General features: G+C 54.7%; 9 protein-coding genes. 7 read left to right on the forward strand and 2 right to left on the reverse strand.

Going from position 1 to position 14,555, the window contains the following annotated elements; all coding sequences use genetic code 11:
- Nucleotides 1-5 precede the first annotated feature (5 nt).
- The 4 genes from J7I43_RS07850 (at nt 6) to J7I43_RS07865 (ending at nt 5,634) form a co-directional block, all read left to right on the forward strand.
- Nucleotides 6-806, forward strand: coding sequence for a methyltransferase domain-containing protein (locus J7I43_RS07850; RefSeq protein WP_209144966.1), 801 nt, complete (start codon nt 6-8; stop codon nt 804-806).
- A gap of 391 nt (nt 807-1,197) precedes the next feature.
- Nucleotides 1,198-1,614 carry a VOC family protein gene (locus J7I43_RS07855; RefSeq protein ID WP_209144968.1) on the forward strand — a complete coding sequence of 139 codons (417 nt, stop codon included), beginning with the start codon at nt 1,198-1,200 and terminating at the stop codon, nt 1,612-1,614.
- 192 nt (nt 1,615-1,806) lie between these two features.
- Complete coding sequence (locus J7I43_RS07860) at nt 1,807-2,106, forward strand: DUF1905 domain-containing protein (RefSeq protein WP_209144970.1); 300 nt, start codon at nt 1,807-1,809, stop codon at nt 2,104-2,106.
- 102 nt (nt 2,107-2,208) lie between these two features.
- Nucleotides 2,209-5,634, forward strand: coding sequence for a DUF7133 domain-containing protein (locus J7I43_RS07865; protein ID WP_209144972.1), 3,426 nt, complete (start codon nt 2,209-2,211; stop codon nt 5,632-5,634).
- Nucleotides 5,635-5,709: 75 nt separating this feature from the next.
- Here J7I43_RS07865 and J7I43_RS07870 read toward each other — a convergent pair whose 3' ends face one another.
- A complete protein-coding gene (locus J7I43_RS07870; protein WP_209144974.1) occupies nt 5,710-6,081 on the reverse strand; it encodes a DUF7878 domain-containing protein in 372 nt (123 codons plus the stop codon).
- A 186-nt stretch (nt 6,082-6,267) separates the two neighbouring features.
- Nucleotides 6,268-8,694: a TonB-dependent receptor gene (locus J7I43_RS07875; RefSeq protein WP_209144976.1), complete on the reverse strand. Its 2,427-nt coding sequence runs from the start codon at nt 8,692-8,694 to the stop codon at nt 6,268-6,270.
- A gap of 610 nt (nt 8,695-9,304) precedes the next feature.
- Between J7I43_RS07875 and J7I43_RS07880 the strand changes: the two genes are divergently transcribed.
- From J7I43_RS07880 to J7I43_RS07890, 3 genes are all read left to right on the forward strand, one after another.
- The gene (locus tag J7I43_RS07880; RefSeq protein ID WP_209144978.1) at nt 9,305-9,877 is read left to right on the forward strand and encodes an RNA polymerase sigma-70 factor; all 573 of its coding nucleotides are present in this window, start codon (nt 9,305-9,307) and stop codon (nt 9,875-9,877) included.
- A gap of 82 nt (nt 9,878-9,959) precedes the next feature.
- A complete protein-coding gene (locus tag J7I43_RS07885; RefSeq protein WP_209144980.1) occupies nt 9,960-11,057 on the forward strand; it encodes a FecR family protein in 1,098 nt (365 codons plus the stop codon).
- 201 nt (nt 11,058-11,258) lie between these two features.
- The gene (locus tag J7I43_RS07890) at nt 11,259-14,543 is read left to right on the forward strand and encodes a SusC/RagA family TonB-linked outer membrane protein (RefSeq protein WP_209144982.1); all 3,285 of its coding nucleotides are present in this window, start codon (nt 11,259-11,261) and stop codon (nt 14,541-14,543) included.
- Nucleotides 14,544-14,555: the final 12 nt, after the last annotated feature.

Consider the following 14,555-nt stretch of genomic DNA (forward strand, 5'->3'; position numbering starts at 1 on the left):
CCGTTATGGCCAATACCGCAGAAGACCGGGCACGGATGCCCGAAGGCACGCAAAAAGTACTGGATAAAAGAACGCTCGTTACCGATAATAAAAACCTGCTCAAATACCTGCGCCCTGGCATGCACGTGCTGGACGTGGGCTGCGGCTCCGGTTCCATTACCAAAGGCATGGCGGAGATCGTTGGCCCCGAAGGGAAAGTGACCGGCATCGACCCGGGGGAAGCGCTGATCGCGCAGGCGCAGGCGAACTACGGGGACGTTCCCGGGCTTACGTTCCAACGCGCCGATATCCATACTTTCAACAACGGGGAATTGTACGATGTGATCAGTTCTGCCCGCGTGCTGCAATGGCTGGCCAATCCCATCGAAGCGCTGGGAAAAATGCGGCGGCTGCTGAAAAAGGACGGCGTGCTCGCGATCCTCGACTACAACCACGAAAAAATATCCTGGCAACCCGCGCTGCCGCCGGCCATGCGGCGGTTTTACGACGCTTTCCTGCAATGGCGGAAAGATGTGGGCTTCGACAACCACATTGCGGATAACCTGGCTGAAATGTTCCATGCCACGGGTTTTTCGTCCGTCAACGTGGAGCCGCATATGGAACTTACGCAAAAAGGCGACGCGCATTTTATCAGCAAAGCGGGCATATGGGCCGAAGTAGCCGAAACCCGCGGCCATCAGCTGGTGAAAGACGGCTACATTACGGAAGCCGAAAGGCTGGCCGCCGTTGAAGCGTACAACGCCTGGCTGGCCGGCGAAGGGGAACAAATGCAGCTGTACCTGCTCGCCGTGGAAGCCCGTATGTGACGGGTGTTTCAAGCGCTCTTTTGTTTTCCCGCCAATATCTTTTTTAACATTAGCGCAATCATAATGATCAGCATGGTGTTCCGTTTCCTGCAAAGATGCCGGGAAGGGAGCGGCTTGCCTGAGAAAATCCAATGGGTTGTTGAATCTAAGGCATGAACCGTTGGCGAGCAGGTTTTTTGCAGGAGTGCAGGCGCCGCCATTGGGCCCGTAATGCCAGTCCTGCCGCGCCACCGACGAATATGGGATGTTTACCGAAAACAGGGATGCGCAGCCCGGGGCAAAAATTTTTCCGTTTTTGTCATGCAGGGGGATTTCTTAAACCGGTGTTTCTGCTGCTGACATAAGGCTGTCAAACCCCCGTTCTATTTTTGTTTCAACAAAACCGAACGATATGGCAAAAACACAACAACCTTTGCGTGGCCTTGCGAACATCAGTTTTTACGCGGCAGACCTGCAGGCGGCCAAAGAATGGTACAGCGGATTTTTCGGCGTACAGCCGTATTTCGAAGTGCCGGGTTATATCGAGTTCCGGATCGGCGACTACCAGCACGAATTCGGCATCATCGACGCGGCATATGCTCCCAAAGCCATGGCCCCCGGCCCCGGCGGTGCGATCACTTACTGGCATACAGACGATGTAGAAGCAACATTTGCAAAACTCCTGCAGCACGGCTGCAAACAATACGAGCCCGTTATCAAACGCGGGGAGGGTTTTGTTACGGCTGCCGTGACGGACCCTTTCGGCAACGTGCTCGGCGTAATGTACAACGCGCATTACCTGGCCGTGCTGGCGGCGCGGAAAGGATGAAAACGCACTGACCCACTCTCCATTCAGGCATAAATAATGAAACGGTCCCGGTAAGCCCGGAACACAGATTGGCAAAGCCTATTAGCCCGAACGTAATGCTAATGTCGTAAATGGCCCACGGGAATGTCGTTTTCACCATCCTTCCGGCCGGGAAAGGTTGCCTAACTTCGGGATGTACTAAAACCATGATGTATGGCACATCCTGCTAAAACCCCCGCCGCTTTGCCCCGGCAATTCTCCGCCCGGCAGCTCAAAAGCCCGGCCAAAGGCGGCTGGACTTACCTCATCTGGCCGGAATCCGTTGCGTTCTTCGGCACGCGCGGGCTTGTAAAAGTACGTGGCACCATCGACGGCCACCCGTTCCGCAGCTCTTTTATGGCGCTGGGCGACGGCACGCATAAACTGCCCGTTAAGGCGGACCTGCGCGAAGCGCTGGGAAAATCCGAAGGCGATAGCGTGACCGTGGTGCTGCAGGAGCGCATTACGTCCTGAGTTCCGCAGAATTAAGTGTCGTTCATACATTCTTCTTGCATTTGGACATATTTCTTTTTACTTTAAGCCATTGTAATTCGTCAAAACAGACCTCTACATACAATGGTAAAAAGCTCCACGTTGCACAAAAAGCTGCAAGCCCTTTTTTTCGTTTCCCTGCCGGTGGCGGCCGCGTGCCTGCCGGGCTGCAAACAGCCTACATTGGAAGAACGGCGCATCAAACTGATGGATTCCTCCTTTACCGCACATTTCGCGGATTCCGTGAACGCTTCCGTAAAACCGGAACTGGCCGATGGTTTAACGCTCAAACTCTGGGGCATCGATTCCCTCGTGATCTCGCCGATCGCGATCGATATAGACGACCAGGGGAAACTGTATTACACCACCACCAACCGCCAGAAACATTCCGAATTCGACATCCGCGGGCATCGCGATTGGGAGATCCCTTCTATCAGCCTGCAAACGGTGGAAGACCGGCGGGCTTTCCTGCATAAGGAACTTTCCCCCGAAAACAGCGACCGGAACAAATGGCTGGCAGACCTTAACGGCGACAGCTCGCACGACTGGCGCGACCTTGCCATCGAAAAAGACAATGTGTTCCGCCTCGAAGACCTAAACGGCGACGGTGTTGCCGATCAGTCGCAGCTGGTGGTGGACGATTTTAATAATGAAGTGGACGATGTGGCCGGTGGCGTGCTGGCAGACGGGGAAGACCTTTACGTGACCATCGCGCCGGATCTCTGGAAGATGAAAGACAAAAACGGCGACGGCGTAGCGGACGATAAAACCTCGCTTTCGCATGGTTACGGCATTCACATCGGTTTCAGCGGTCACGGCATGAGCGGGGTGGAAATGGGCCCCGACGGAAGGATCTACTGGCAGATCGGCGATATCGGCTTCAACGGCGTTGGCCCTGACGGGCAGAAGTGGGAACATCCCAACAGCGGCGTGATAGCGCGTTCCAATCCTGACGGCAGCGACTTCGAGGTATTCGCTTACGGCAACCGCAATACGCACGAATTCGTATTCGATGAATACGGCAACCTCATCAGTGAGGACAACGACGGCGACCATCCCGGGGAAAAAGAACGCCTCGTATACGTGGTGAACGGCGCGGACATTGGCTGGCGCAGCAACTGGCAATACGGCAAATACCGCGACCCGCTCAACAATACTTATAAAGTCTGGATGGAAGAAAAAATGTACCTGCCCCGCTGGGAAGGCCAGGCGGCGTACATCACGCCATGCATCAGCAATTTCGTGAGCGGCCCTGCGGGTATGGTGTACAACCCAGGCACCGCGCTGAGCCCCGAATATAAAAACACCTTTTTCATCGCCGAATTCGTGGGTTCGCCCGCGGCTTCCGGCATTCACAGTTTTAAACTGAATGCCAAAGGCGCAAGTTTCGAGCTGGGCGAGCACAAAAAGATATTGGGCGGCGTATTGCCCACCGGTCTTGACTTTGGGCCTGACGGCGCTTTATACGTTGCCGACTGGATCGAAGGATGGGACACGCACAACTTCGGCCGTATCTGGAAACTCGATTACAAAGATGCAGCGGGCACGGCTATACGGAATGAAGTAAAAACTTTACTGGCGGCCGATTTCAGCGACCGCAAAGAAGCCGATCTCGCCAAATTGCTCGGTCATGCAGACATGCGGGTGAGAATGAAAGCACAGTTCGAGCTGGCGAAACGCGGCGGGAAAGGCGCTGACGCGCTGAAGCAGGCATTGCAGCCGGGACACAGCCAGCTGAGCCGCATACACGGCATCTGGGGTATCAGCCAGATGGCGCGTAAAGACAAACAATACGCCACGGCGCTGCTGCCTTTGCTGAAAGACGCCGATCCCGAGATCAGGGCGCAGGCCGCGAAATGGCTGGGCGATATGAAATACCGCGAAGCGGGCGCCGAACTGGTGCCTGTTTTGAAAGACACGGCCGCACGCGCGCGTTTCTTCGCGGCGGAAGCTTTGGGCAGGATTCAATACGAACCGGCCATTCAACCGATCATCGCTATGCTTGAGCAGAACAACGATGTGGACGCGTACCTGCGCCATGCCGGCAGCCTTGCCCTTGCAAGAATCGGTAAGGCGGGGCCGTTGAGCGCTTTGGCGAAACATCCTTCCAGGGCGCTGAGAATAGCCGCGGTAGTGGCTTTGAGAAGAATGAGCAATCCTGGCATTGCGGCGTTCCTGCAAGACCAGGACGAGTTCGTGGTAACGGAAGCGGCGCGCGCTATCAACGACGATCTTTCCATTAAAGACGCATTGCCTGCGCTGGCGGGCTTGCTCAATACGACAACTTTCACCAACGAAGCGCTCATCCGCCGCGTGATCAGCGCTAACCTTCGCGTGGGCAACGATGCGGCTTTGGACGCATTGACCGCATACGCACAGAACGATAAAAACCCAGATACGATGCGCGCAGAAGCCGTGGACGTGATCAGCGTTTGGGCGAAACCCTCCGTGCTGGACAGGGTAGACGGCCGCCTGCGTGGCCCCGTGGAAAGAGACCCCGCGAAAGTAGCCGCAAAAACGGGCGCGGCGCTTACCGCCCTGTTGCAGAACAGATCGCTGGTGGTAAGGCTGAGCGCGGCAGAGGCCGTTCAAAAGCTCGATATCAAATCCGCCGCCGCGCCGCTACTGGCGTCGTTGCAGGCAGACCGCGAGCCCGCCATGCGTTCCGCTTCGCTGAAATCGCTCGTGTCGCTGGGCGATCCGGCGCTGGTGGAAAAGGGCATCCGGCAGGCGCTGGCGGATAAAGAAAAATCCGTACGCGTAACCGGTCTTGATTTGCTCGAAAAAATGAACATCTCCAAAGACATTATGGTGAGCCTGCTCGCCAATGTGATCGATACCCGCACCCGGGAAGAAAAACAGGCCGCCGTGCTCACGCTGGGCAAGCTGCCGCTCGAAAACAGCGGCAAAGCCATCGAAGGTTTGCTGAACAAAATGGCCGCGGGCAAGCTCGGCCCGGACCTGTACCTCGAACTGGGCGAAGCTATCGACAGCACACGTTCCACCCAGCTGGCGGCGCGTTACAAGGAGATCAGCAGTAAGTTCTCCACCAACGACGTGCTGGCTTCTTATGCGAGCAGCCTGGAAGGCGGCGACCCGCACCGCGGCCGGCAGATATTTTACCGCAACCAGAACGCGCAGTGTATGCGCTGCCATTCTTACGACGACCGTGGCGGCAATGCCGGCCCGCGCCTCAATGGGGTGGCCAACCGTATTTCGCGCCAGCAGATCCTTGAATCGATCATTTCCCCCAGCGCGCGCCTGGCGCCGGGTTATGGCATGGTAACGCTGGAGCTGAAAGACGGTAAAAAACTGACCGGCGTATTGCAGGGAGAAACCAAAAACGGTCTCAAGATCAAGGAAGGGCTGGAGCCGGACAAAGAGATCGCGAATGCGGACATCGTGAAAAAGACGTTCTCGCCGTCTTCCATGCCGGATATGAAAACGTTGCTGTCTAAAAAGGAAATTCGCGATGTGGTGAGTTTCCTGGCGGAAGCGAAGGAAGACTAAAACATCCCGCGTGATATGCGAAACCCTGCCTCAACCGGGCAGGGTTTTGTTTTTATCGCTGGTGCGTTCCGGTCGTTATTTTCTCAATGTTTTTTCGAGTTGTTCGAGATATGCCTCGAAAGCCCCGCTGATGGCGGTTTCCGTTACAGGCCGGAAGTTTCCTTTTTCCGCGCGGGCGGATTTGAAAAGGTATTCGCCCTGCGGCGTTTTGTCTATCTGCAGCACGGCTTCTCCCCGGTTCATGGGCAGGTAAGCGGCAGACGGTGCGGTATGATTGTCGAGCCATCGCTGGGCGAACCCCGCAAAATCGAGCAGGAGGGTGCGCGGCAGGCTGATGAACAATGTATCGTGAAGGTATACCTGCAGGTCGCCTTCCATGTATGCCAGGGCATCAAGTCCGGTGTCTGCGGCAGGTGTGTCGGTAATCTGAAAAATGATTTTTACCATATGCCGGCAAAGCTATTAATTAATTGCAAGATCAATAAAAATGGTTAAATGTTGCCCGGACGGCTCTTTTCGCCCCGGTGATACTGGTAGGGCTGCTGACAGTGATCGCATTCCGGTATTCAAGATACAAAAAAGCCGTATGAAACCATTGATTCATACGGCTTTTCTGTAAATGTTATGATTTGCCTAGAACTTGTACGCCAGGCTGCAGGCGAAATTCCGCCTTTTCTGCGGGTTTACCGACCAGTAGCCGATGTAATATTGTTCGTTGGTAATGTTGTTCAGGTTGAAGGTGAAGCGGAAATGGTCCGCGTTGTAGAACATGCTGGCGTTGAGCAGCGCGTAACCGGGCAGGAAGAACTGGCCGGTCACGCTGTTGTCTATCACCAGGTATTCGCCGGCATAGTTGCCGCCGATGCCGAGGCCGAAGTTGCGGAGGGAGCCGTTGCTGAATTTGTAGGTCGCCCAGAGGTTGGCAAGGTCCTGCGGGCCTTGTCCGCCGATCACACGGCCTTTTTCGGAGTAAAAGTCGTTGCCTTCGCCTTCCAGCACTTCCGTTTTATTGTGGCTGTACCCTGCCAGGATGTTCAGGCCATGCACGGGCTGTGCGGTTACTTCTACCTCAAAACCTTTACTGCCGGCTTCGCCGCCCTGTACAGCCGTTCTGTTTACCGGGTACAGCGTTCTGTTAGACACCCTGATGTCGTAGTAAGACACCATCGCCTGGAGTTTGTTGTTGAACAGGTCGGTTTTGACGCCGGCTTCCCACTGGTTGGCCTGCTCGGGTTTCATTGCCGTATAGTTGCCGGTAGGTTTCCAGGTGTTGTCTGTGGGGTCTTCCGCCCATACTTCCGTGGGAGACACGTTGATGAAGGTGTTCATGTAGTTGGCGAAAACGGACACCTTGTTCAGCACGGGCTGGTACACGATGCCGAATTTGGGAGACAATGCGAACTGGTCGAAGTTGTCGCCAACGGTTTCTTTTTTGCCGTCGCCGGGCGTGTGGAAGTAGTCCGCACGGAGACTGGCCATGATATTCAGCGCGGGCGTGATGTTCAGTACGTCGGAAACGTATGCGCTGTAGGAATAGTTTTCGATGTTGGAGCCGATCGCCGGGTCGAGGCCGGCCAGCATATTGTCTACGGAAGCGCGGGTGAGGTATACCGGGTTGTCCGGGTCAATGTCCCTTGCGTCGCCCCAGGGCGTTACCTGCCTGATAACGCCCCAGCCGCCGCCGTTGTCCACGATCTTGCGGCCGTAGTAATCGAGGCCTACGAGCAGGCGGTTGCGGAGACTGCCGATCTTGAAATCCGCATTGAAGTTCTGCTGAACGTCGGTGGTAGCGGTGGTCTGGTTCTCGTTATGGATGTAATGCTCGAACCATTCGTCTCCGCCGGCATCGTCCCAGATATAGGAATAATAGCCGTCTGAGCGAACCTGCGCGCGGGATACTACGGTCTGCGAGGTCCATACGTCGGATAATTTATAGGTCATGATGCCCTGCACGTTGAAGCGCGGGTTGCGAATGGTGAGGTCGTTGCTGGTGAAAGACAGTTTGTCGTTCAGGCCCAGCTGCTGTATGTCTTTAAATACGAGCGGGGTGAGGCGGTCTGAATGGAAAAACACCGGCGCAACGGCTCTTTCTTCCTGAAGGATTTCGGCCATCAGGCTGAAAGACAGGCGGTCGTTCACTTCGTAGCTCAGGGCGGGGGAAATGAAGAACGATTTTTTGAAACCTGCGTCCTGGAAGCTGTTTTCGGTATGGTAAGCCGTGTTTACGCGCAGCGCGATCTTTTCGGTTTTGCTCAGCGGCGTGTTAACGTCTGCCGTGATCCTGTTCAGCCCGAAGCTGCCGAATGTATACGCTACTTCGCCGCCGAAGGTGTGGTAAGGTTTTTTGGTGATGGTGTTGATGATGCCGCCGTAAGCGTAAAAGGAACCGCCGAACAGGGTGCCGGAGGGGCCTTTGATCACTTCGATGGATTCCACGTTGGCTGCTTCGAGGTTGCCGCTGACGAGACCGGGGAAACCATTGGTGAGCGCGGGTTGCGCGTCGAAGCCCCTCAGCGAGAAATAAGCGGCGCCGTCGCCTGCGCGGCCGGTGGATTCCCAGGTGCGGGAAATGCCGGGCACGTTGCGCATCGCATCGTCGTAGGTGGTGATGTTCTGTTGTTTGAGCAGCTCGGCGGAAACTACATTATACACCTGTGCGTTTTCCAGGTTCTTCAGCGGCATTTTAGCCACGATGTTGCTTTCCTTTACCGGCCCGCGGGAAGAAACGGTCACTTCCTGGAGCTGGGCGGAGTTGGCGCTGAGCACGAAGTCTGCGTCAACGGTTTCGCCCGAGCCTACGGTGATCTGTTTCACCTGGGTGATAACGGCCACGGCCGAAACTTTGAGGTTCCATGCGCCGGGGCGGACGTTCTTTATAAGGTATTCTCCTTTTTCGTTGCTGATGGCGCCCCATTTGGTCTGTTCGATCAGCACGGTCACGTTCGCGGCCGGTTTGCCGTCGCTGGTGGTGATGGTGCCTTTAACAAAACCGGTGCTCTGCGCGAATAACGCAGTGACGGCAAAAAGAAGTGTACAGAGAAGTAGCAGCCTTTTGATCATTGGTTGTCGTTCTATTGGTGTGATAATAAGAGACCGCAAAGTTCCCCTGACGAAAAGGGAACGGTTTTCGAATTTGGGAATTTTTTTGAGGAAACGGGGCAAATGACGTTGTTGTGACATGGTACTCCAACGGATATGCCCGGCTTCCGTCCCGGGTGATCTCCCCGGTTTACCTGGTACATATCTGCGTAACATGATACGTATATTCGTTAACGTTATAGGGAAATTTGAAGCGCCGCCGGTAACCGTAATATCTCAGCCGGTCATGCGCTGCGTTTTTCTATCGCGGAATAGGGGCGTTTCGTGATGATCAGCGTCAACGATAAAGTGACCGGCCCCGGGTATGTGAAGCGGGCGGCACCGGCGCCGGGCGGCTGCCGTGAGCCTGCCGTGAGCCTGCGTTAACTTATCATTAATACCCGCTTCCGGCGGGTTTTTTTGTTTTTTTTCTTGCATTTTTGTCCCAAACGTATAAATTTGTTACACCGGCTGATCTTTCCACACCGGCCCAGGTAACGACCACGTTTTTGAATAGGCATCTGCAGTTTACTTTCTTTTTACATTGAGTTAATATTCATTCCGGATATTGCACACCAGATTAATCAACTGTATGTTGGATCCAATCACGACCATCTTTACCGATCTTATTGCCAATAACAGGGAAGGCGATGCCTACCAGCTGCTTTACAGGCAGTATCATGCCACGCTGCTGGATTTTTCCACCGCGTACCTGAAGGCGAAAGAGCCCGCCGAAGAGATCGTGAACGATGTGTTGCTGAAAGTGTGGCAAATGAAAGAGAACATCGTGGAGATCAGCAACCTGCGCGCTTATCTTTTTACCGCCGTGCGCAACGCTTCGCTCGACCAGCTGGCGAGGCTCCGGAGAGAACAGCGTTTATTGTCCGGCATTCCCCTGCAGGACTTATCGGCAGACGATCCGGAAAGCCTGGTGATCTCTATGGAGCTGTACGACTGCATCCGCAACGCTATTGCCGCCCTGCCGCCCCGCTGCCGCCAGGTTTACGAAATGGTGCGTCTCGAAGGGATGCGGAATAAAGACGTTTCCGCCAAACTCAACATCTCCGTCAATACCATCGACGTACAACTGGCCATAGCGCTCAAAAGGCTCGTTAAAGCCGTGAGTATCTTCAACAAAGAGCGCACCTTTTCCAAATTCCCGTAAATTTTTTGATTTCCTTTAGTAGATCGCGCCCTCTTTCCAGTCTTATAGAAAACTGGTACAGTACAGATCATTTATGCATCAAATGAAAGATTCCAACAGGGTGTGGTTATTGATGGGCAGGCAGCTGTCTCATTCCATCAGCGTGGAAGAAGAAAAGGAACTGAAAGCGCTGCTCATGGAAGACCCTGAACTGTGGTACGCTTATGAGCTGATCCAGGCGGTGAATAACCTGGACAACGTTACCAACGAATTTATCGACGAGATCAAGCTGCTGCTGGATGGGCATACGGAGCCCGGAAAACTCAGTGCCATCCTGAGCAGCAAGCTGGAAAACGCGCGGCAGGAAGAATTGCCCGCACCACAGCCCGCGCGCATCCGCAGGCTGGCGCCGCTGGCTCGCGCAGCCGCCGTGGCGGCGGGTATCGCCGTTACCATTTGGGCCGGTTTTTATTTCTTCAAACCTTCCCAACCTGCCGTTGCGCAAGGCATGAACGAGATCGCCGCGCCGCGCGGTTCCAAAACGCAGATCACGCTGGCGGACGGTACGGAGATCTGGCTGAACGCAGGCAGCAAGCTCACTTACCCGAAAAATTTTTCCCATGAGAACAGGGAAGTGACCCTTGTGGGCGAAGCTTTTTTTAAAGTCAGACACGACGACCTTCATCCATTTATTGTACATACGCAGGAGGCGGACATTACCGACCTCGGCACATCCTTCAACGTAAAGGCCTACGCGGGAGGCCATACCACCGAAACCACGCTGATAGAGGGCGCGCTGGAAGTATCCCTCAAAAAAGACCCTTCGAAAAAGATCCGGATGAAACCGAATGAAAAACTGGTGCTGCGCAATACCGTGCCGGAAGCCGGCAAATCCGCCGTGGAAGCGGAACAGGAGCTGAAAGTGACGGACATTGTGCCGTACCGGCAAACCAACGACATCGTGGAAACGGCCTGGGTAGACAACAAGTTCATTTTCAGGGACGAACGTTTCGAAGACCTTGCGGCCATGATGGAAAAACGGTACAACGTATCCATCCGCATCAGCAGCGACGAAATAAAAGCATATCAGCTCACCGGCATATTTAAAAACGAAAGCGTGGAAGAAGCGCTGAAAGTATTACAGGTAATTGCACCTTTTAAATACAGCATACAACATGACACGATCACTATTCACGAATAGGGGCGCAGGATAACGCCCGGCGGTATAAAAAATAGAAAGAGGAATGCGTCAACATCCCCCTTTCGGTTATACTGATTTTTATTTGGAAGAGCAGGTGAGACTGGCGGCTTCCAAAAACCAATAAAAGCTAAAAGTATGAAAAAAAATCTACTTAATGGACGGCTGCGCCATTATGTGAATGTCAAGCAAATTGATAGAACTATGCGACTGACGCTACTTGCTGTTTTCCTGTTTTGCATGCAGTTGTCTGCCAGGTCCCAGAAAGACATCAAGCTTTCGCTGAATGTTAAGGAAATAAAACTCTCCCACGCACTTGAAAAGATCGAAGCGGCCACCGGGTGCCGTTTTTTCTATAACTCGAAAGAAGCCGGCCTGCGCAAAACGGTTTCCTATACCACCAACGGCGCGCAGAAACTGACGGACATCCTTTCCTCGCTGCTGGCGCCGTCCAACCTGAATTACAAGATACTGTCAGATTCCGTGATAGCGATCACCGCTTCGCCCGACGCGAAATTCCTCGGCGTGAGGGGCGTCGTGAAAGATAATAAAGGCACGCTGCTGCCGGGCGTAACGCTGATCGTAAAAGGCACGTCCACCGGCACCGTCACCAATCCCGAAGGGCGTTTTGAACTGAACGTGCCGGAAGACGCGGTGCTGGTGGTTTCCTACGTAGGCTTCCAGATGCGCGAAGTGCCGGTGAACGGCAGAACGCTGCTGGAGATCGTGCTGGAAGAAGAACTGAAGGGATTGAACGAAGTGATCGTGGTAGGTTACGGCACGCAGAAAAAATTGTCCACCACCGCGGCAGTTTCCACGCTGAAGGGACAGGACATTGCGCGCAACCCCGTTGCCAACGTGAACAACAGCATCGCGGGAAGGGTTTCCGGCGTGCTGGCTTTCCAGGGCAGCGGCGAGCCGGGCGCGGATGCGGCTACCCTTCGCGTGAGGGGCATCGGCACCACCGGCTCCAGGAACGGCGCGCTCACCATCGTAGACGGCGTACCGCGGCCTTTTTCGCAGATCAATCCCAACGAGATCGAAAGTTTCACCGTGCTGAAAGACGCCGCCGCCATTGCGCCTTACGGCCTGGCGGGCGCCAACGGTGTGGTGCTCATCACCACTAAACGCGGCAAACAGGGCAAGGTAGAGCTGGGCTTCAACACCTGGTACGGCGTGCAAAGACCCACCCAGTACCCGAAATACCTCGATTCCTACGGTTTTGCCAGCACCCTCAACGCCGCCAATAAAAACGCAGGCCTGCCGCCGGCTTATTCCGACGAACAGCTGCAGAAATATAAAGACGGCTCCGATCCCGATCATTACCCGAACAGCAACTGGCTGCGCGACGTGATCGATTTCAACGCGCCCATGACCTCGCAGAACCTCACGTTCTCCGGCGGTTCGGACAAAGTGCGTTTTTTCAGCTCCCTCGGTCATATGTACCAGCAGGGCTCGGTAGACGTGATCAAATACCGCCGCTACAATCTCGCTTCCAACGTAGACGTGAACGCCACCAAAAGCACCCTGGTGTCGCTGGACGTAAAAGGCTCGCTGGAAGTAACGGACAATCCGGGCTCGGCCACGGGCACCAGCATTTACACTTCCGTTACGAAAAACCCACCGCTGCTGGTGAACCAGCTGAAATTCAGCAACGGCCTGCCTGGCAATGGACTGCTGCCTTCCATTTACGAAAGCGGCTACAACCGCAAAAAAGGCAATATGCTGTTCACCCAATTGTCTATCGAACAACAGATCCCCTTCGTGCCGGGCCTGGCTTTGAAAGCCGTAGGCGCATACGATAAAAACTACAGCACTTCCAAACAATGGCAGCTGCCTTACAGCATCTGGTCGCTCAACGCGCAGGACGAGTTCGTTGAAACCAAAGCGGGCGTGCCTTCGCCGCAGCTGAACCAGGACTTCGACGAATCCGTGAACACCACGCTGCAGGGTTACATCACTTACAAACGCATTTTCGGCAAACACGGCGTAAACGCGCTGGCGGTAGCAGAGCTGCGCCAGGGAGACAATAACAGCTTCGGCGCTTCCCGCCTCAATTACCAGGTTACGCTCGATGAACTGTCGCTGGGCAGCTCTTCCAAATCAGACCTCGACAACAGCGGCTCTTCCGGCTCGTTTAAACAGCTCGGTTTCGTATACAGGCTCGGTTACGATTACGCGCAGAAATACCTCGTGGAATTTTCCGGCCGTTATGACGGGCATTATTTCTTCGCGCCCGGCAAAAGGTTCGCGTTTTTTCCTGCTTTTTCGGTTGGCTGGAGACTGTCTGAAGAACATTTCATCAAAGACAATTTCAAATGGATCGATAACCTGAAACTGCGTGCATCCTACGGTGTATCCGGCAACCTGGCGGGCTCGCCCTTCCAGTACCTGAGCAGCTACGGGCTCAACAGCAGCTATGGTTTCGGAGGCACGCAGTTCACGCAGGTGCAGGGCGTGTTCGAAAGGGCGGAATCCAACCCGAACATCACCTGGGAAACCGCGAAAAAGTCAGACATCGGCATCGAGGGCATGTTCCTGCAGGGCAAACTGGGCATCGAGCTGGACTTCTTCAAAGAACGCCGGTCAGACATGCTGGTGGCGCCCACCGCGGTGGTGCCGGTTGAATACGGCATCGGCATTTCGCAGGTGAACGCAGGCATCATGGACAACAAAGGCATCGACTTTTCCATCAATACGAACCACGCGTTTAATAACGGTTTTACCCTCGGCGGCGGCTTAAATTTCTCTTACGCGAAAAACACGCTGGTGGAAACTTTTGAGAACGCTTCCACCAAAGACAATCCGAACAGAAGGCGTACCGGCCGCCCGCTGGACACACAGTTCGGCCTGCTCGCCATCGGCTTCTTCCAGTCGCAGGAAGAGATAGACGGCGCGCCCAAACAGTTCGGCACCCTCGTGCCCGGCGATATCCGTTATGCGGACATCGACGGCGATAAAAAGATCACTGACGACGACCAGGTGGTGATCGGCGATCCCGCTTTCCCGCAGGTGATCTTCGGCATCAATGTCAACGCGGGCTGGAAAGGGGTAGACCTCAGCATGTTGTGGCAGGGCGCTACGAAATCCAGCTTCCAGCTTACCAACGAAGCATCGCTGCCTTTCTTCAACGGCGCAAAAATATTCGAAGAGCAGCTGGATTACTGGACGCCGGAGAACAGGAACGCCAAATACCCGGTGATCATGCCTTCGCCGAGCTCCAACAGCCAGCAGGTCTCTTCTTTCTGGCAGAAAGACGGCTCTTATATCAGGCTGAAAAACATCGAACTGGGGTATACGTTGCCCGCCGGTGTGATGAGAAAACTGGGGCTTGCCAACATCAGGCTTTATGCGGCCGGGCAGAACCTGCTCACTTTCTCCGCTGAAAAATACCTCGATCCCGAGATCGGCGTGAGCGGCGGCAGCAAAAGGGCCCGGTATTATTTCCAGCAGAAGGTGTTCTCCTTCGGTTTAAACGTCAATTTCTAACCCGCAAACGCA

Source organism: Chitinophaga chungangae, assembly GCF_017742215.1.
Lineage (GTDB): Bacteria > Bacteroidota > Bacteroidia > Chitinophagales > Chitinophagaceae > Chitinophaga > Chitinophaga chungangae.

What these genes read in the sequence shown, in the direction of transcription:
- J7I43_RS07850 (WP_209144966.1), top strand. Translation starts at nt 6, where the DNA reads ATGGCCAATACCGCAGAAGACCGGGCACGGATGCCCGAAGGCACGCAA.
- J7I43_RS07885 (WP_209144980.1), top strand. Translation starts at nt 9,960, where the DNA reads ATGAAAGATTCCAACAGGGTGTGGTTATTGATGGGCAGGCAGCTGTCT.
- J7I43_RS07870 (WP_209144974.1), bottom strand. Translation starts at nt 6,081, where the DNA reads ATGGTAAAAATCATTTTTCAGATTACCGACACACCTGCCGCAGACACC.
- J7I43_RS07890 (WP_209144982.1), top strand. Translation starts at nt 11,259, where the DNA reads ATGCGACTGACGCTACTTGCTGTTTTCCTGTTTTGCATGCAGTTGTCT.
- J7I43_RS07855 (WP_209144968.1), top strand. Translation starts at nt 1,198, where the DNA reads ATGGCAAAAACACAACAACCTTTGCGTGGCCTTGCGAACATCAGTTTT.
- J7I43_RS07875 (WP_209144976.1), bottom strand. Translation starts at nt 8,694, where the DNA reads ATGATCAAAAGGCTGCTACTTCTCTGTACACTTCTTTTTGCCGTCACT.
- J7I43_RS07860 (WP_209144970.1), top strand. Translation starts at nt 1,807, where the DNA reads ATGGCACATCCTGCTAAAACCCCCGCCGCTTTGCCCCGGCAATTCTCC.
- J7I43_RS07865 (WP_209144972.1), top strand. Translation starts at nt 2,209, where the DNA reads ATGGTAAAAAGCTCCACGTTGCACAAAAAGCTGCAAGCCCTTTTTTTC.
- J7I43_RS07880 (WP_209144978.1), top strand. Translation starts at nt 9,305, where the DNA reads ATGTTGGATCCAATCACGACCATCTTTACCGATCTTATTGCCAATAAC.